16 protein-coding genes are annotated in these 18,308 nt (G+C 44.9%); 10 read left to right on the top strand and 6 right to left on the bottom strand.

Going from position 1 to position 18,308, the window contains the following annotated elements:
- The first annotated feature begins 151 nt into the window (after positions 1–151).
- The 8 genes from AC2A4J_RS00480 (at position 152) to AC2A4J_RS00515 (ending at position 8,663) form a co-directional block, all read left to right on the top strand.
- A complete protein-coding gene (locus AC2A4J_RS00480; protein ID WP_255827238.1) occupies positions 152–1,762 on the top strand; it encodes a peptide ABC transporter substrate-binding protein in 1,611 nt (536 codons plus the stop codon).
- 168 nt (positions 1,763–1,930) lie between these two features.
- On the top strand, positions 1,931–2,851 hold the full coding sequence (gene oppB, locus AC2A4J_RS00485; RefSeq protein ID WP_255827239.1) for an oligopeptide ABC transporter permease OppB: 921 nt from the start codon (positions 1,931–1,933) through the stop codon (positions 2,849–2,851).
- A gap of 12 nt (positions 2,852–2,863) precedes the next feature.
- On the top strand, positions 2,864–3,790 hold the full coding sequence (gene oppC / locus AC2A4J_RS00490) for an oligopeptide ABC transporter permease OppC (RefSeq protein ID WP_255827240.1): 927 nt from the start codon (positions 2,864–2,866) through the stop codon (positions 3,788–3,790).
- A gap of 9 nt (positions 3,791–3,799) precedes the next feature.
- The gene (gene oppD / locus AC2A4J_RS00495) at positions 3,800–4,789 is read left to right on the top strand and encodes an ABC transporter ATP-binding protein (RefSeq protein ID WP_255827241.1); all 990 of its coding nucleotides are present in this window, start codon (positions 3,800–3,802) and stop codon (positions 4,787–4,789) included.
- A complete protein-coding gene (gene oppF, locus AC2A4J_RS00500; protein ID WP_484174488.1) occupies positions 4,789–5,790 on the top strand; it encodes a murein tripeptide/oligopeptide ABC transporter ATP binding protein OppF in 1,002 nt (333 codons plus the stop codon). The genes oppD and oppF overlap by 1 nt, the downstream gene beginning before the upstream one ends.
- 191 nt (positions 5,791–5,981) lie before the next feature.
- Complete coding sequence (locus AC2A4J_RS00505; protein WP_484174489.1) at positions 5,982–6,509, top strand: putative pterin-binding protein; 528 nt, start codon at positions 5,982–5,984, stop codon at positions 6,507–6,509.
- A gap of 2 nt (positions 6,510–6,511) precedes the next feature.
- Positions 6,512–8,335, top strand: coding sequence for a sensor histidine kinase (locus AC2A4J_RS00510; RefSeq protein WP_484174490.1), 1,824 nt, complete (start codon positions 6,512–6,514; stop codon positions 8,333–8,335).
- Entirely contained in the window at positions 8,328–8,663 is a 336-nt protein-coding gene (locus AC2A4J_RS00515; RefSeq protein ID WP_484174491.1) for an Hpt domain-containing protein, read from the top strand. The genes AC2A4J_RS00510 and AC2A4J_RS00515 overlap by 8 nt, the downstream gene beginning before the upstream one ends.
- A 21-nt stretch (positions 8,664–8,684) precedes the next feature.
- Here the strand turns inward: AC2A4J_RS00515 and AC2A4J_RS00520 are convergent, their stop codons facing one another.
- The 6 genes from AC2A4J_RS00520 to AC2A4J_RS00545 form a co-directional block, all read right to left on the bottom strand.
- Positions 8,685–9,185 carry a GAF domain-containing protein gene (locus AC2A4J_RS00520; RefSeq protein ID WP_484174492.1) on the bottom strand — a complete coding sequence of 167 codons (501 nt, stop codon included), beginning with the start codon at positions 9,183–9,185 and terminating at the stop codon, positions 8,685–8,687.
- A gap of 167 nt (positions 9,186–9,352) precedes the next feature.
- Positions 9,353–10,066, bottom strand: coding sequence for a phosphate signaling complex protein PhoU (gene phoU, locus AC2A4J_RS00525; RefSeq protein ID WP_212917022.1), 714 nt, complete (start codon positions 10,064–10,066; stop codon positions 9,353–9,355).
- Positions 10,067–10,080: 14 nt separating this feature from the next.
- Complete coding sequence (pstB, locus tag AC2A4J_RS00530) at positions 10,081–10,911, bottom strand: phosphate ABC transporter ATP-binding protein PstB (protein ID WP_304941371.1); 831 nt, start codon at positions 10,909–10,911, stop codon at positions 10,081–10,083.
- Positions 10,912–10,931: 20 nt separating this feature from the next.
- Positions 10,932–12,632: a phosphate ABC transporter permease PstA gene (gene pstA / locus AC2A4J_RS00535; protein WP_484174493.1), complete on the bottom strand. Its 1,701-nt coding sequence runs from the start codon at positions 12,630–12,632 to the stop codon at positions 10,932–10,934.
- 11 nt (positions 12,633–12,643) lie between these two features.
- Entirely contained in the window at positions 12,644–14,905 is a 2,262-nt protein-coding gene (locus AC2A4J_RS00540; RefSeq protein WP_484174494.1) for an ABC transporter permease subunit, read from the bottom strand.
- Between the two features lie 129 nt (positions 14,906–15,034).
- The gene (locus tag AC2A4J_RS00545) at positions 15,035–16,003 is read right to left on the bottom strand and encodes a PstS family phosphate ABC transporter substrate-binding protein (RefSeq protein ID WP_255827249.1); all 969 of its coding nucleotides are present in this window, start codon (positions 16,001–16,003) and stop codon (positions 15,035–15,037) included.
- 371 nt (positions 16,004–16,374) lie between these two features.
- Between AC2A4J_RS00545 and AC2A4J_RS00550 the strand changes: the two genes are divergently transcribed.
- Positions 16,375–16,911, top strand: a complete 537-nt coding sequence (locus AC2A4J_RS00550; protein WP_484174495.1) for a TRAP transporter small permease subunit — start codon at positions 16,375–16,377, stop codon at positions 16,909–16,911.
- A complete protein-coding gene (locus tag AC2A4J_RS00555; RefSeq protein ID WP_484174496.1) occupies positions 16,911–18,299 on the top strand; it encodes a TRAP transporter large permease in 1,389 nt (462 codons plus the stop codon). The genes AC2A4J_RS00550 and AC2A4J_RS00555 overlap by 1 nt, the downstream gene beginning before the upstream one ends.
- Positions 18,300–18,308 lie beyond the last annotated feature (9 nt).

The raw sequence follows: 18,308 nt of genomic DNA on the forward strand, positions 1-18,308 counted from the left end.
TCAGACGCATGACCTGATACGCAATTTCGATTGTGACCTTTTGTAAATTGGTGAACTATGAAAGCGTAAGACGAATACACGCCAGTGCAGGTACGCGTCTAAATATAAAAAAATTGCACACAAAAGCTAACTAACAAGGGACATACTCAACATGAAAAAGACATTACTCGCCAGTGCCATAATGGCTACTACTCTTTTCGCCATGCAAGCCCAAGCGGCAGACGTACCAGCAGGCGTAGAACTCGCCGCTAAACAAGAACTTGTTCGTGGTGGTGGTGCAGAACCAGCAACACTTGATCCACAAAAAATGGAAGGCACGCCAGGCTCTATTCGTTCAAAAGACCTGTTTGAAGGTTTGTATAACCAAGATGGCGACGGTAACCAAGTCCCAGGTGTGGCAACAAGCTTCGATGTAAACGCTGACAACACGCAATACACCTTTCACCTCCGCAAAGATGCCAAATGGTCTAATGGCGACCCAGTCACCGCTGAAGACTTTGTTTACGCTTTCACACGTGCGGTTGACCCAGCGCTTGCTTCACCATATGCATGGTTCATGGAAATCCCATCGATTGTCAACGCAACTAAAATTATTGCCGGCGAAGCCGATCCTTCTACACTTGGCGTCAAAGCACTAGACCCTTACACATTCCAAGTAACACTTGAGCGCCCTGTACCTTACTTTGTAAAAATGACCGCTCACCAAACCATGTTCCCAGTACCTAAAAAAGTGGTCGAGAAATGGGGCGACGATTGGACAAAACCAGAGCACATGGTATCTAACGGTGCTTACAAAATGGACGAATGGATCGTCAACGAAAAAATGGTCTTCACTCGTAACAAAAACTATTGGAATGATGCTAAAACCATCATTAACAAGGTTACTTATCTACCAATTGAATCCCCTAACGCTGAGCTGAAGCGCTTCCAAGCGGGCCAAATGGATCTAAGCTATGAGATTCCGAATGACCACTTTAAACAACTAATGCGTGATATCCCGGATGAAGTTGTTGTTACACCAAAATTAGGTACTTATTACTATCAGTACAACATAACAAGAGCACCGTACAACGACGTACGCGTACGTAAAGCCTTGTCTTACGCTATCGACCGCGATGTGATCACAAAATTCGTCACAGGCACGGGGGAACTACCTGCATATTCTTTTACGCCAGAAGTGGTAAATGACTTCTCTCCAGCGACACCTGAGTATGCAACTTGGACACAAAAAGAGCGTAACGAGAAAGCCTTAGAATTGTTAGAAGAAGCGGGCTACAGCAAAAGTAACCCTCTGTCTTTCAGCTTGCTTTACAACACCAACGAAAACCATAAGAAAATCGCCATTGCGATTGCGTCAATGTGGAAAAAAACCTTGGGGGTAAACGTCACACTGGAAAATCAAGAGTGGAAAACTTACCTAGAAACGAAAAAACATCAGCAATTTGATGTGGCACGTGCAGGTTGGATTGGAGACTACAATGAAGCCTCTACCATGCTAGATCTTCTAACCACCACTCACGGTAACAACGACGGCAAATACAGCAACGCAGAATACGACAAGCTGTTACACGATGCTCGTACCATGCAGCACCCTGCGGCGAACTACAACAAAGCAGAGGAAATCGCCATTGAACAGGATATGGCCGTTGCGCCTATTTACCAATATACCGAAAAACGTTTGGTAAAAAGCTACCTAGGCGGTTACATGCCTAACCCAGAAGACAACGTTTATGTGCGTGATATGTACATCATCAAACACTAAGATTTTGTCTTCTCGATTAAAAAGTACTTAGAAATTTAAAAAGTACTTAGAAATTAAAAGTACTTTTTGTTAACACCATGCCCAGCGTTTTTGCGCTGGGCATCTCTTAAATTCCCTACAGGTTCCTAGTATTGGCCGTTATTTATAGCGTCTAATCCGGTAATTTTTATGCTGACATTTATTTCAAAACGCATTTTAGAAGCCATTCCAACGTTGTTGATTTTGATTACGGTTTCTTTTTTCTTAATGCACTCTGCTCCTGGCAGCCCATTTTCAAGCGAGCGAGCTTTGCCACCAGAAGTATTGGCGAACATTAACGCCAAATACCATTTAGATGAGCCGGTCATTAACCAATATTTTTATTACCTTGGCGGCTTACTCCAAGGCGATCTTGGACCCTCTTTTCGCTACAAAGATTTCACTATTAATGAGCTCATAGGTCAGAGTTTTCCTGTCTCTGCAGAAATTGGCATTTGGTCTTTTCTGGTCGCCCTTCTCATTGGTGTCGGCTGTGGCGTTATCGCCGCATTACGCCAAAACTCTTGGTTAGACTACAGTGTCATGGGCTTTGCTAACCTCGGGATTGTGTTGCCAAATTTTGTGTTAGCTCCTTTGTGTATCCTATTTTTCTCTATTTATAACCATTGGCTGCCACCTGGTGGCTGGAACGGTGGGGCTTGGCCTTACTTAGTCATGCCGGTCATCGCTATGTCCACCAGCTACATCGCTCAAATCGCACGTATTACCCGTGGCAGCATGATTGAAACTATGCATTCCAACTTTATTCGTACCGCGCGCGCCAAAGGTTTGCCGAAGTATCGCATTATTTTCCAACACGCTTTGCGTCCAGCTATGCTGCCCGTTATTTCCTACCTTGGGCCAGCATTCGTCGGCATAGTGACAGGTTCTGTGATTGTCGATGTGTATTTTGGTACCGGCGGTATTGGTCAGCACTTTATCAATGGCGCACTGAATCGTGACTACTCCATGGTTATGGGTGTGACTATTTTAGTCGGCACATTAACGATTCTATTCAATGCCATTGTCGATATTTTATACGCTGTCATTGATCCAAAAATTCGCTACTAAGGCCACGCAATTATGATTACTACAAAAGACAAAGTTCAGGCCGTCGAACAGTTCGCCGAAAAAGTGGTGGAAGTCGAAGGTCGCAGTTTATGGCAAGACGCTCGTCGTCGTTTTTTTTCTAACCATGCCGCGGTTACCAGCTTAGTTGTTCTAGCCATTATCACCGCCATTGCGTTGCTAGGTCCATTTTTCAGTCAATGGAATTACGACGATATTGACTGGGAAGCGCTATCTGATATTTCAGTATTGGGCCGCCCTAATATTGAAAACGGCCATTATTTTGGTACCGACACCTTAGGTCGCGATATCTTTGTTCGCACTATGCAAGGCGGTCAAATTTCGTTATTGGTCGGTATCATGGGCAGCGTAGTGGCTATCGTGATTGGGACACTTTACGGTGCAGCATCGGGTTACATTGGTGGACGTGTTGATAGCGTGATGATGCGCTTCTTAGAAATTCTTAACTCCTTTCCTTTCATGTTTTTCGTGATCATTTTGATGACGTTATTTGGTCGTCATATCTTTTTGATCTTTGTCGCCATTGGCGCGATCTCTTGGCTCGATATGGCGCGGATAGTTCGCGGCCAAACCTTGAGCCTAAAAAACAAAGAGTACATCGAAGCGGCTTACGCTTGCGGTGTGTCGACTCCGAAAATCATCTTGCGCCACATAGTGCCAAACGTACTGGGTATTGTGGTCGTTTATGCGACCTTGTTGGTACCAAATATGATCTTGTTAGAGTCTTTCATTAGCTTCTTGGGACTGGGTGTTCAAGAGCCAATGACGAGCTGGGGCGCATTGATCTCCGAAGGCGCGCAGAACATGGAAATTGCCATCTGGCAATTGGCTTGGCCACTGAGCTTCTTAGTAGTAACGCTATTTTGTTTTAACTTCCTCGGCGATGGCTTACGCGATGCGCTTGATCCAAAAGACCGCTAAGGAGGTTTTATGAGCTTATCAATGAAAAAGAACTTATTAGAAGTCAATAACTTAAAAGTAAATTTCAGAACACCCGATGGTTTTGTTACTGCTGTGAATGATCTGAATTTCACTTTGGCACAAGGCGAAACCCTCGGCATCGTGGGCGAATCTGGCTCTGGTAAAAGCCAAACGGCGTTTGCCCTAATGGGATTATTGGCTGGCAATGGCGTTATTGAAGGGGAAGCTCGCTTTAACGAGCAAAATATTCTCACTCTGAGTGAAAAAGCCATGAATCGCATTCGCTCTAAAGAGATTGCGATGATTTTCCAAGACCCAATGACGTCATTGAACCCTTATATGAAAGTCGGTAAGCAGCTGATGGAAGTCTTAATGCTGCACAAGGGTATGAACAAAGCCGAGGCGTTTGAAGCCTCAGTAAAAATGCTCGACGCGGTGAAAATGCCCGAAGCGCGCAAACGCATGAACATGTACCCGCACGAATTTTCTGGCGGCATGAGACAGCGTGTGATGATTGCTATGGCCTTGTTGTGCCAACCTAAGTTGTTGATCGCTGATGAGCCAACAACAGCCCTAGACGTCACCGTGCAGGCTCAGATATTAACCTTGCTGAACGAGTTAAAAGACGACTTCAACACTTCCATCATTATGATCACTCATGATTTGGGCGTGGTTGCAGGCTTATGCGACAAGGTACTGGTAATGTACGCGGGACAAACCATGGAATACGGCACTGCAGAAGACGTGTTTTATCGTCCTACTCATCCATATACCCAAGGTTTACTAAAAGCGATTCCACGTCTCGATGCAGAGGATGAGCAACTTTCAACCATTCCAGGTAACCCACCCAACTTGTTACAAATGCCATCTGGCTGCCCATTCCAAGCGCGTTGTGAGTTTGCCAGAGAACGCTGTGGAGAAAGCATGCCGCCGCTAGAAGAGTATGCACCGGGTCAACTACGAGCTTGTCATAAATCCGTTGATGGATGGGTCGCCTAATGAACACTGCAAACAATATTTTAATGGAAGTGAATAATTTAAAAGTTCACTTCAACATCAAGTCAGACAATGCGTGGCCGTGGGAAAAAGGCCAAGCCCTCAAAGCCGTGGATGGCGTTGATTTAACCATCTACGCGGGCGAAACACTTGGTGTGGTCGGTGAATCAGGCTGTGGTAAATCCACCCTAGCGCGCGCTTTATTACGCCTTGTACCCATCACTGAAGGCAATGTGGTTTGGCTGGGACAAGACCTGACAGATTTAGACAAAAAACAAATGCGCGACAAACGCCAAGAGCTGCAAATGATCTTTCAAGATCCATTAGCGTCTCTTGATCCTCGTATGACAGTGGGCGATATCATTGCTGAACCGCTTAAAACCTTTCGGCCAGAACTCTCTAAAGCGGAGGTAAAGGCAGAAGTCCGCGCCATTATGGATCGCGTGGGTTTATTACCAAACGTGATTAACCGCTATCCTCATGAGTTCTCGGGTGGTCAGTGTCAGCGTATCGGCATTGCGCGCGCCTTGATTCTGAAACCTAAGTTGGTTGTCTGTGACGAACCCGTATCGGCATTGGACGTGTCCATCCAAGCGCAAGTAGTAAACTTGTTGAAAGAGTTACAGGAGGAAATGGGCTTGTCTTTGGTGTTTATCGCTCACGATTTAAGCGTGGTAAAACACATTTCAGACCGTGTTTTGGTGATGTATTTGGGCAATGCGGTAGAGTTAGCAAGCAAACGTGCACTATACGAAAATCCTCAGCACCCATACACCAAAGCCTTGTTATCTGCGGTACCTGTGCCAGACCCAAGAGCAGAACGGGGTAAGAAAATTCAGTTATTAACGGGTGACTTACCCTCTCCTATTAGCCCGCCGTCAGGTTGTGTTTTCCGTACTCGTTGCCCTCATGCTAACGAAGGTTGTGCGCAGCAAAAACCAAGCTTGCAGGTGTTATCAGATGAACACCAAGCCGCTTGCTCGCGTTTAGCGGAAATTGCATAACGAACAACTAAAATACAATCACCACCAGCCGACGCCGCTTTAAGATTTTCAATTGAGGAAATCAAAGCGGCGTATTTGTATCTAAAACCCCATGTTCTTTCACTTCAAAGCGAGTTTTCATCGCACAAGACCGTTATTTTTGTCTATCATAGTATCAAATCCCTTTAAGTAACTAAGTTAGGCTCTTATTCATGCGCTTACGCTCTCCCTACACCACTCTAAACCTTTTTCTCTTAATATTTTTAAGTGTCACGTCTGTTTCGACCTACGCCGCAGAAAAACCAAAAGGAAGAGTGTTATTAACCGTGTCAGGCGCGATCAACAATACAGACTCAACACAGAAATCTAAGTTTGATTTGGCCATGCTAAACCGTTTGCCGCAATACACAGTCACGACCCATAATCCATGGACAAAAGGCCGTCACACTTACCAAGGTTTTTCGGCTATCGATTTATTCCCAAATTTGGGTAACTCGAACATCATTTTGCAAGTTACCGCACTCAATGAATACATGACTGAAATTCCACTGAGCGACTTTGCTGACAATGGTGCAATTTTTGCGACTCACATTGATGGCAAACCAATGAGCGTCAGAAACCTTGGTCCTATTATGGTGATCTATCCATTCGACGAACATGAAGAGCTAAAATCTGAAATGTTTTATGGTCGTTCTATCTGGCAAGTTGATCGCATTAAGACCATTATTATATCGGAGTAAACATGGAGCGCTTGTTTAAAGGGAAGACATGGTTATCCAAATTCAAGCTATGGGTGCTGTATGGCTTCATTGCTTTTATTATTGTGATCACCATCGCGGTGTTCGGTATTATCACCTATACCAGTGACAGCTCTAAACACAACAGCCGTCGCGTTTTTGAGAGCTCTTTATGGAACACTCTGCAACTGCAAATACAGTCCTATCGCTTCCTAAACTATTTAATCGCATTAGACGACAGCGATTACCCTTTGAACGGCAACGCTTTTTTTGAGTACGATTTATTGATGAGTCGAGTCGACTTGCTTAGACAGGGTGATGTTGGCTCTCTCATCCGAACGTTTGAAAGCGGACGTACAACGAGACTATTGAATATTATTAACGGTGAGTTGGAATTGCTTAGCTTCAATTTATCCAAGTTAGAAAATGGCGACACGTCTTATCTACCCAACCTAATTGAACGCATTCAACGTATCGAAGATCAAATCAACGAATTTGTTACCTTGGTGAACAAAGGCAGCAATGAGTTCATTAGTAACCAGCACAAAACATTGCAGATGAACCTAAATCATATACAGCTGCTTTCCATGGCATTGCTGGTTTGTTTATTGTGCTTATGTTTTTTTACGGTAAAAGGGTTAACCGAGCTTAAGAATGTCATTAGACGAAATGAAGAGCTCCAGCTAGGTATTCAAGCAGTTAATGAAGACAAAGCCAATTTACTCTCTTTCGTCAACCAGGAAATACGTTCTCCAATTAATGCCATTTTAGGCACCGCTAAGACCTTAAACGAATCGGTTTCAAAAAACGAAAAAGACGTTCTATCAAAGCATATTGAAGAGTCTGGGCTGCAACTACTGCAAACCATAGAAATGCTCTCTGACCTATCACTGATCGATGCGAAAAAGCTAACCCTGAATCCAACTATTGAGCACTTACAGCGCAGTATCGAAGATTATCTGGCTATTTTTGAGCCTCAAATGACACGCAAAAACTTGCAGAGTATCCTCTACATTGACCCGCTTTTGCCGAACTATATCAGCCTCGATTTTGTCAGAATCAAAGAAATTATCGTTGCACTGCTACAAAATGCGATTACGCACACCCCGTCGGGGAGCATCAGTTTACAAATTAGACCCTCGTCCCTAAACGCACCTCAAATGGCGCTTCCAACCGATACAACAGAAAGTAGAGTGCTACAAATAGCGCTTAGAGATACTGGGCTAGGCATGCCAAACGAGTTACAGCAAAATTTGAGAGTAAACCCATCCCTACCGATGCAGGAAGAAGGGCCACTACCAAGCAAAGTCGGCTTAAGTTTGGCGTTATGTCACAAGTTGGTTTACCTAATGCAAGGCGAGCTGCATTTTTCCTGTGCGCCACAAAAAGGCTGTGAATTTTGGGTGGATATTCCTTTTCACATACCCACTAATAGCCCAAGTAATGACCCGGAATCAAAAGACTCAAGCTTCCAATGCCCCGACAATACTCAAGCTTTAGTCATTGAAACAGACACACATTTGGCTAAAATTATTAGCTTGCAGTTAGCGGCGTTTAACATCGACACCATTCTATCGAAAGATGGCAGCCTGCAAGAATATAAGGACTATGATCTTGTCATTCTGGGCAACACTCCTCGCTTTGAGCGTGACGGCCATGATGCGCTCCAGCAATGGAATACTAAATCTTGCCCTGTCATCAGCTATCACTCTAGCGCCGTGGAGAACGCAGCGCACCGGATTATTCCAATCCACTTCCCATTAACTCAAAGCAAACTAGAGCCACTTATTGCTGGGCTATTTTCCTCAAAGGCACATAAATATGATTGATCACGCCCATCTGAACTCTCTAATCGAACTCATCGGCAAAGAAACCGTTAACAACATACGCTTGGAATTTGTTGAAGACAGCAATGAAAAAATCGCTTTGTTGTTACAAGCTTGGGACAGAAGAGATTATCAAGAATTAAGACAGGTTAGCCATTCACTCAAGTCGGCCAGTTTAAACATGGCCATGCAGGTGTTTGCTAAACAATGTCAGTTGATAGAAGAAGCAGCGACACAACAAAGTGATCAAGGAGTGCAGGCCATCATGGATAGCCTGCCCGCCACTCACCAGACTTCGCTGAAAGAACTTGATGCGTACTTTTCCAAATGAATTAGACAACAACGCTTACTCTTAGATTGACCAAACGCAGTCTGTGGCTTCAATAAAGGTGGCCACAAAAGACTCCAATCCCGCTTGGTCAATTTCAGAAAAACGCCCTACTTTCGGGCTGTCCATATCAAACACGGCAAGCAATTTGCCACCAACAATTACAGGAATAACCACTTCACTTGCTGAAGCCGCATCACACGCGATATGACCATCAAAGGCATGCACATCTTCAATACGTTGGGTTTGCAGGGACGTCGCGGCTTTGCCACACACGCCACGACCAAATGGGATGCGAGTACACGCCACTTTGCCAACATACGGCCCAAGCACCAATTCCTCGCCACGGGCAAAGTAGAAACCGGACCAATTCAGATCCGCCACCGTTTGCATCACAAACGCGGAAAATTGAGCGGCATTACAGATGAAATCGCGCTCTCCACTTAGCAATGCAGCTAGTTGAGCATTTAACTCACGATAAGATTCTTCGACAGAAGCGGTAGGATTGGTTTCTATGGTAAACATCGTATTTCACACCCGTTAAAACGAAAAGCAGATGATAACAAAGTCGGCCCGATAGCCCACCCATAAACAGTGAAAATACAATGATTGCAGAGGAGAAATAACGAAGAGTGAATGGGAAATATCGACCTCTTGGCTTTCGAATCAAACCAAGAGGTCGGCAACAAGAGTTATTTCTTATTCATTTCAACAGAAAGATCATTCACATTAACATGACGAACATCAACGCCTTTTACCATGAAGATCAAATGCTGACAGGTATGACGAGCATGATCGCCGATACGCTCTAAAGAACGTAATACCCAAATAACATTAATCACACGAGAAATACTGCGTGGATCTTCCATCATGTAAGTCACCAAAGAACGCATCGCTGTGTTGTATTCTTGATCTACTGCGCGATCTTGTTTCGCGACTTTAATGGCAGCATCAATATCTAAACGAGCATAGGCGTCTAAAGAGTCATGAATCATACGCGACACCATTTGACCGATGCGGTTGATCTCTACGTAACCACGAGGAGACTCGCCTTCATTGATCAAATTTAAGGTCAGATTGGCAATTTTCTTCGCTTCGTCACCGATACGCTCAAGCTCACTGACCGCTTTGCTGATCGACAAAATCATGCGTAAGTCAGACGCCGCAGGTTGGCGTTTCGCCAAGATACGACGACATTCTTCGTCGATCAAACCGTCTAGCTGATTCACCGTCGCGTCTTGATTTTTTACGTCTTCTGCCAAAGAGCCATTCGCGTCTAATAACGCTTGTACCGCGTCTTGAACTTGGTTCTCTACGACACCACCCATGGTCAAAAAGTGTTGGCGAAGCAGTTCCAGCTCGTTGTTAAACTGCTGAGAAATATGATCCGTTGTTAATTCTTTCATAATGCGTCCTCCGCCTAGCCGTAGCGGCCCGTGATGTAGTCTTCTGTTTGTTGTTTACTTGGGTTCGTGAACAAGGTGTTCGTGTCGCCAAACTCAACCAAATCGCCCATGTACATAAACGCAGTATAGTCAGAAACACGCGCAGCTTGCTGCATGTTGTGTGTCACAATCGCGATAGTGAACTCGTTTTTCAACTCATGGATCAGTTCTTCAATTTTCAACGTTGAAATAGGATCCAATGCAGAAGCAGGCTCATCCAACAGCAGCACTTCAGGTTTTACCGCCACCGTACGAGCGATAACCAAACGCTGTTGCTGACCACCTGACATGCCCAAGGCACTTTCATGTAGACGGTCTTTTACTTCGTCCCACAACGCCGCTGAGCGAAGTGCCCACTCAACGGTTTCATCAAGCAAGCGCTTTTTATTAATCCCTTGAATACGAAGGCCATAAGCCACGTTTTCGTAAATGCTTTTTGGGAACGGGTTTGGCTTCTGGAACACCATGCCAACGCGACGACGTAACTCAGCTACATCAGTGCCTTTCGCATAGATATTCTCATCTCGTAAGTTGATTTCACCCGTAATACGGCAACCATCAACTAAATCATTCATGCGGTTAAAGCAACGCAATAACGTTGATTTACCACAACCAGAAGGCCCGATAAACGCAGTAACCTTTTTCTCTGGAATGATCATATTCACGCCTTTCAGCGCTTCTTTTTCACCGTAGTACAGGTGCAAATCGTTTACAGATAGGCAAACGGTTTCATCTTCAATGCGCAACGCCTGTTGGCTACGCTGCATTGCTGAAATATCAATTGAGTGTGTTTTAACGTCGCTCATAATAATCTCTTCTCCGCCGCTTACATTTCCAGCGATTTGTATTTTTCACGTAAATGATTTCGGATCGTCACTGCCGACAAGTTTAATAGCGCAATAACAATCACAAGCAATAAGGCTGTTGCGTACACCAATGGTCGTGCGGCTTCTACGTTCGGACTTTGGAAACCCACATCATAAATATGGAAACCTAAGTGCATGAATTTTTGATCCAAATGGATGTAAGGATAGTTACCATCCAATGGCAACGATGGCGCTAATTTCACCACACCCACCAACATCAACGGTGCTACTTCACCCGCCGCTCGCGCTACCGCCAAAATAACCCCAGTCATAATAGCTGGACTCGCCATTGGCAGAACAACACGCCATAAAGTTTCAAATTTTGTTGCACCCAATGCCAAGCTGCCTTCACGTACGTTGCGAGGAATACGTGACAAACCTTCTTCGGTTGCCACAATAACCACAGGCACGGTCAATAGCGCGAGCGTAATAGATGCCCACATCAAGCCGCCAGTACCAAAGGTAGGTGATGGCAAGGCTTCTGGGAAGAAAGCTTGGTCAATACCTGACCCTAGGAAGTAAATAAAGAAACCTAAACCAAACACACCGTAAACGATGGAAGGCACGCCCGCTAAGTTGTTTACTGCGATACGTATAATACGAGTCACCCAACCTTGCGATGCATATTCACGAAGATAAACCGCCGCAACCACACCAAATGGCGTCACTATCACTGTCATCAGCAGAACCATCATGACCGTACCGAAAATAGCTGGGAACACGCCGCCTTCGGTGTTGGCTTCACGAGGCTCATCAGATAAGAATTCCCACACTTTAGTAAAGTAGAATCCCATCTTCTGACCGACATTCATCGCATTAGGGCGGAAGGCATGAACAATTTTTGCCACTGGCATTTCATGCTCTGTGCCGTCCATCACTTGAACAATGAAGGTATCACGATTGATCTGAGCGTAAAGGTCAATCAGGCTTTGCTGTAAACCTTTATACTCTTCATCGTATTGGCTACGCTCTACTGCCAAATCGGCTTCAGCGGCTGGCGTTAGCTTACCTTCTAACTCTAAACGACGCTGCTCAAGACGAATACGCTCCAATGCGTAGTTGATCTTACCAATGTCTTTTTTCTCAATGACATGAATTTCATCGAAAATTCTCGCAGCACGTTCGATGCTTTTCTCAAACGTATTCCAAGTTGCTAACGCAGAATCTGTAGGTGTCAGATCCGAGGTTTGAGACACGATTTTGCCGTCTTCTTTGACCGCTTTTAGGTAACCATATAAGTTACCCCACTCACGACGCTCTGCCGTAAACATCATCTCAGGGCGTTTAGTCTCTGTAAGATACTCATCGATCACCCAACGAAAGTCCGAACCATACACGTCACGGTTGCCGGTTTTCATCAAAGTACGCTGCATTAACTGATGATTGTCAGGTATATCAATCCCAGCTTCGCGCAACTGAGCCGCAGGCACTTCTACGCTTTCAACACGTTCTGCAACTAGATTGTATTCGGACTCACCTGGCAACGCATAATGTGTTTCAACCACATCAGCAGGCCAAAAATGTCCTAGACCACGCACCGCAATCAGTAATAACAAACCGACAACCATGATGACAGAAATCGCCACGGCACCTGCGTTTAACCACACCCATGGATCACCAGACTTCACCCATTCGGATACGGATTTTTTCTTCATTTTCATTTCAGTACTCATTATAGCGACCCGTATTTTTTGCGTAGGTGCTGACGCACGGTTTCAGCGATTGTGTTCACCACGAAGGTGAAGATAAAGAGCACAAACGCAGCTAAGAACAAGATACGATAGTGAGAGCTTCCCACTTCAGATTCAGGCACTTCTACCGCTAAGTTAGCAGCTAATGTCCGCATACCTTCAAAGATGTTGAAGTCCATAATTGGCGTGTTACCTGTCGCCATCAAGACGATCATGGTTTCACCAACGGCACGGCCCATACCAATCATGACGGCCGAGAAGATACCTGGGCTCGCAGTCGGTAATACAACACGCGTCATGGTCTGCCAATACGTTGCCCCCAATGCCAATGAACCTTGAGTTAAGGCTTTTGGCACACTAAAGATGGCGTCTTCGGTAATAGAGAAGATAGTCGGGATAACCGCAAAGCCCATGGCAAACCCCACCACCAGCGCGTTGCGTTGGTCAAATGTGATACCAAGATCATTGGTAATCCAGCCACGAATATTGCCGTCAAAGAAGCTCAACTCGATGATTGGACTCATTGCCAAACAAAACCAAGCCAAGAAAACGATGACAGGAATCAGCAATAATGGCTGCCAACCTTCAGGCACCATCCAGCGAATTTGCTGAGGCAGACGCGACCAAAGATAAGCAAACAATAGAATACCCACCGGAAGTACGACGAAAATACTGAAGGTCGCCGCTAGGTTTTCTTCTAAGAAAGGCGCGAAGAACAAACCGGCTAAGAAACCCAATATTACTGTCGGTAAAGCTTCCATTAGCTCGATGACAGGCTTGATCTTACGACGCAAGGCTGGCGCCATGAAGTAAGCCGTATAGATTGCACCACAAATTGCCAATGGTACTGCCATCAACATCGCGTAAAAGGCCGCTTTTAAAGTACCAAATGCCAAAGGCATCAAACTGTATTTTGGCTCAAAATCATTATTCGCTGCAGAAGACTGCCAAGTGTAAGTCGGCTCTTGATACCCTTCGTACCAGACTTTGCCCCACAAGGAAGACCAAGACACTTCTGGGTGCTCGTTATCTACGTAGAAGAAATGCAATCCTTTGTCGTCTTCCAGAAGTAAGCCGTTTGCTCGCGGTGCAAAACTGATTAGACGAGCATTGTCATCACTCAATTTTTCGTTTAGCACTTGGCGAGTCGAAGTGGCATTATAAATAGCAACCAAGCCACGCTCATCCAGTGTGGCAAAGCCTTTACGACGTTGTTCCATTGCCAAATCCACTAAAGCAACGGGTTGTTTTACGTCTCGGATGAAGGTGAGTTTTTCTTCATTCGTGTCATCGTTACGTACATTGAACCACTGGCTCACTCGGCCAGAAGTGTCCGCCACCATGATGGATGATTTGCCTAGCAGATACGTCATCGATACCAGCTTGGTATCGGCCTCTTTGATTAAAGCGATCTCGTCTTTTAATTCAATATTATCAAAGTCACGCAGGTCAAACTCGCTCATCGCGCCTGATCGCGTTGCAACATAAAGATAACGTTGATCACCACTCAGCAGCATACTAGCTACATCAGGAACGAATGGTAACGGCTCGCTTTGCTCACTCAATTCCACTTCTTCGGTAATGAAATTGACGTCTTTCGTTACCTTAGTGATCGCGCTGCTTGAATCACCAATCGCAGCAATCGTTAAACTATCACTACCATCACGTAGGGTGAGTTTATTAATCGCGAAATCGGCCACATCTATCGGCTCTTCACCGTATGGGTATTCCACAACTGGGGTGATTTTACGTGTGCCGCCAGGGTAAGAAATTTTGTAATCATGTTTTACGATTAACGCTTTACCATCTTCGTAACCAAATGCAATCAAACGACTGGTATCCGATTCAACCGCAAACGCCGTTACTTTTTCAGTACGAAGGTTTTTAATGGTGTTGATCACGCTGCCGTCAGCAACAGAGAAGAAGACGATACTACCATTGCTTGTCACTCGCATTCCGACTTCGGATTGCTCCTCCGTCGTTAAATAAAGGCTTTTTCCTTGATCCTCTGCAGGCAAAGTGTAACTCGCCTCAAGATCAATACTGGCGCTGGAAAACAAGGGCGCCACTTCATAAAGTAAGTAGAAGCAAATAAGCAGAACAGCCAAAATAACACTGCTGCCCCCCACGGCAATGCCCATTCCAGCCATACGGTCTTTCAGGGCGCGAATTTTACGATGACGCTTTAAAGCTGGCGTATTGAAATCCAGTTCAGGCATCTGATGGTCAGTTGATTTAGTCATCCGCATTCATCTTTGTTGTGTGACGTTTTTATATGACAGTAGTGTGACAGCCTACGAACCAAGAAAAGTAGGAGAGCATTTTGGCCCTCCTACTTTAAGCATATCGTCCGTAGCTCGCTACAGCGTTACTTAGTTAATACCTAAATCTTTCAGGTACTTAGTAGCTACTTTCGCTGGAAGAGGAACATAGCCGTCTTTTACGACAACCTCTTGACCCATTTTAGAAAGTACCATTTTAACGAATTCACGCTGTAGTGGTTCAAGCGGCTTATTAGGCGCTTTGTTTACATAAACGTAAAGGAAACGAGACAATGGGTATGCGCCAGTTGCTGCGTTTTCAATCGTTGCATCGATGAACTTACCACCTTCTTTCTTCGTCAAAGGAACAGCGCGTACAGAAGACGTTTTGTAACCGATACCAGAGTAACCAATACCGTTAAGAGACGTAGAAACAGACTGAACAACAGAAGCAGAACCTGGTTGCTCGTTTACAGAGTTTTTGAAGTCACCTTTGAAAAGCGCGTGCTCTTTAAAGTAACCGTAAGTACCAGATACTGAGTTACGACCAAACAATTGAATATCACGGTTCGCCCAAGCACCAGTCAGACCAGCTTTGCCCCAGTTAGTAATGTCTTCGCTGTGACCACCCTTACGAGTAGAAGAGAAAATGGCATCTACTTCAGGAAGAGACAAACCTTTGATTGGGTTATCTTTGTGTACGAATACTGCTAGAGCATCGATTGCTACTGGAACTGCAGTTGGCTTGTAGCCGTATTTTTTCTCGAACGCTGCGATCTCTTTGTCTTTCATCATACGAGACATAGGACCGAAGTTAGACGTACCTTCTGTCAACGCTGGTGGCGCAGTAGAAGAACCTGCCGCTTGAATTTGAATATTTACATTTGGGTACAGACGTTTAAAGTCTTCCGCCCACAATGTCATTAGGTTCGCTAGGGTGTCAGAGCCAACACTTGAAATATTGCCAGAAACGCCACTTGCTTTGCTGTAAGACATCAAATTTGAATCAACATCTGCAAAAGCGTTAACAGAAACGCCTACTGCCGCTGTCATCGCTAAACCTGCAACTAGTTTTTTCATCACATAAACCTCAGTGGTTGTAGTCAAATATTTATGAGCAACTGCCCATAGCTCGTTCGATGTTTTTCACTATAAAAGGCTTATGTGACAAAAATGTTAAACAATGAAATATTTCAAAAAAAAATGTTGAGGCTTTACACAATTAAGAGAAAACCAATGTAGCCTCAATAAACACTCCTATACTTCCTCTGCGTTGTTTTTATCACAAAGAACCGCTTAATTTCCGTTAAATACCTTCTAACAGGCCTTTCGCGCCGCCTGTAATATTCCCAAGCGTGGCGTTATCCAATAGACTAACGATCCGGATTTTATAGGCACTGTGGGCTCTTTAAACGTCCGATAAAAAATGATTAAAAACTGTGGGTATTTTAATGTTAAACAAACTGGTCAGTTCGGCTGAGGCGATTTCCCATTACATGGGAAGGTGCGTTGCTTGGCTTACATTAGCGATGATGCTGCTTACATGCCTCATCGTACTTTTGCGTTATGGCTTTGATATTGGTGCGATTGCTCTACAAGAGTCCGTGCTTTATATGCATGCTATGGTCTTTATGTTGGGCGCGGCGTATACCTTTAAAGATGATGAACACGTTCGCGTGGATGTTTTTTATCGTGATTTCTCTGTCACTAAAAAAGCGTGGGTGAATATCATTGGCGGCCTTTTCTTCCTTCTGCCATTCACACTTTATACTGCGTATTTGAGTTTTGATTACGTGAGTGCTTCTTGGCGCGTATTAGAGACCTCTCCTGAACCGGGCGGCTTACCTTTTGTGTATCTTCTAAAGACGTTAATTCCCATCATGATGGTGAGTATGATCATTCAAGGTTCGGCTGATATTTTAAAAAATATTGGCGTTGTGACTGCGGCTCGCTCCCCCATTAATAGACAGGCTAAAGGACAAAACTAATGGCTGAATTTATTCCTTTATGGCTCTTTGCCGGCGTTTGTGTCTGCTTGCTGTTCGGTTACCCTGTCGCATTTTCTCTGGGTGGTACAGCGCTTATTTTTGCGGCTGTTGGCTCTTTGTTCGGTACCTTTGATAGCGTTTTCCTAGAAGCCTTGCCAAACCGTTTATTCGGTATTATCGGCAATGAAACCCTAATCGCTGTCCCGCTTTTTGTGCTGATGGGCGTTTTGCTCGAAAAATCCAAGTTGGCTGAGAAACTACTCGACTCCATGGCGATGCTATTTGGCACCTTGCGTGGCGGTTTAGGCATTTCCGTTATTCTGGTGGGCATGTTGCTGGCAGCAAGCACAGGTATTGTGGGTGCGACCGTGGTAACTATGGGTATGATCTCGTTACCCACCATGTTGCGTCGTGGTTACGATCCGGCTTTAGCGGCGGGGACTATTTGCGCCACAGGAACATTAGGTCAAATCATTCCACCATCCATTGCCTTGGTTTTATTAGGCGACGTCATGTCCAATGCGTATCAAAAAGCGCAATTAGAAATGGGGATTTTTTCACCTAAAACAATCTCTGTGGGTGATTTGTTTGTTGGTGCCTTAATACCTGGATTGATATTGGTCGGCCTTTATATTCTTTACGTTATCATGGTCGCTTGGTTGCAGCCGCACAAAGCGCCCGCAGTGCCTCGTGAAGAATTACGTAATGGCTCAAACGAATCCTTAGTCGTTCAACTGTTTAAAGGATTGGTACCGCCTTTAGTACTTATCTTCGCCGTATTGGGATCTATTCTTAGTGGGATTGCGACACCGACTGAAGCCGCTGGCGTTGGCGCATTAGGCGCCGCTTTGTTGGCGATTGGAAGTGGCAAGCTAAGCCTTCCAACCTTGAAAGACGCTGTGTATTCGACGACTAAAGTCACCTGCATGGTGTTCATGATCCTGATCGGTGCCTCGTTATTTTCTTTGGTATTCCGAGGTTTTGGTGGCGAAGAACTGATTCAAGACTTCTTCTCGCAATTGCCTGGTGGCGTAGTTGGCGCAATGATCGTCGTAATGTTGCTGATGTTCTTCCTTGGCTTCATCTTAGACTTCATTGAAATCACTTTTGTGGTTGTACCAATCGTTGCGCCAGTGCTGCTCGCTATGGGCTTAGACCCAGTGTGGTTGGGGATTATGATGGCTATCAACTTACAGACATCGTTCCTAACACCACCATTTGGATTCGCACTGTTTTACTTGCGTGGTGTTGCGCCACCAGAATTAAAAACCCAGTCTATTTATAAAGGGGTGCTACCTTTTATTCTAATCCAAATATTTGTATTAATAATGTTGTCAGTCTGGCCAGAATTAGCGACTTGGTTGCCTGAACAGGTTTACGCGGATTAATACAAAAAC

The organism is Marinomonas sp. ATLA20, assembly GCF_057180105.1.

Coding starts and splice junctions, on each gene's coding strand:
- AC2A4J_RS00545 (WP_255827249.1), bottom strand. CDS start 16,003: ATGAAAAAACTAGTTGCAGGTTTAGCGATGACAGCGGCAGTAGGCGTT.
- AC2A4J_RS00550 (WP_484174495.1), top strand. CDS start 16,375: ATGTTAAACAAACTGGTCAGTTCGGCTGAGGCGATTTCCCATTACATG.
- AC2A4J_RS00510 (WP_484174490.1), top strand. CDS start 6,512: ATGGAGCGCTTGTTTAAAGGGAAGACATGGTTATCCAAATTCAAGCTA.
- pstB (WP_304941371.1), bottom strand. CDS start 10,911: ATGAGCGACGTTAAAACACACTCAATTGATATTTCAGCAATGCAGCGT.
- AC2A4J_RS00555 (WP_484174496.1), top strand. CDS start 16,911: ATGGCTGAATTTATTCCTTTATGGCTCTTTGCCGGCGTTTGTGTCTGC.
- AC2A4J_RS00520 (WP_484174492.1), bottom strand. CDS start 9,185: ATGTTTACCATAGAAACCAATCCTACCGCTTCTGTCGAAGAATCTTAT.
- AC2A4J_RS00515 (WP_484174491.1), top strand. CDS start 8,328: ATGATTGATCACGCCCATCTGAACTCTCTAATCGAACTCATCGGCAAA.
- oppD (WP_255827241.1), top strand. CDS start 3,800: ATGAGCTTATCAATGAAAAAGAACTTATTAGAAGTCAATAACTTAAAA.
- AC2A4J_RS00480 (WP_255827238.1), top strand. CDS start 152: ATGAAAAAGACATTACTCGCCAGTGCCATAATGGCTACTACTCTTTTC.
- oppB (WP_255827239.1), top strand. CDS start 1,931: ATGCTGACATTTATTTCAAAACGCATTTTAGAAGCCATTCCAACGTTG.
- phoU (WP_212917022.1), bottom strand. CDS start 10,066: ATGAAAGAATTAACAACGGATCATATTTCTCAGCAGTTTAACAACGAG.
- AC2A4J_RS00505 (WP_484174489.1), top strand. CDS start 5,982: ATGCGCTTACGCTCTCCCTACACCACTCTAAACCTTTTTCTCTTAATA.
- oppF (WP_484174488.1), top strand. CDS start 4,789: ATGAACACTGCAAACAATATTTTAATGGAAGTGAATAATTTAAAAGTT.
- AC2A4J_RS00540 (WP_484174494.1), bottom strand. CDS start 14,905: ATGACTAAATCAACTGACCATCAGATGCCTGAACTGGATTTCAATACG.
- pstA (WP_484174493.1), bottom strand. CDS start 12,632: ATGAAAATGAAGAAAAAATCCGTATCCGAATGGGTGAAGTCTGGTGAT.
- oppC (WP_255827240.1), top strand. CDS start 2,864: ATGATTACTACAAAAGACAAAGTTCAGGCCGTCGAACAGTTCGCCGAA.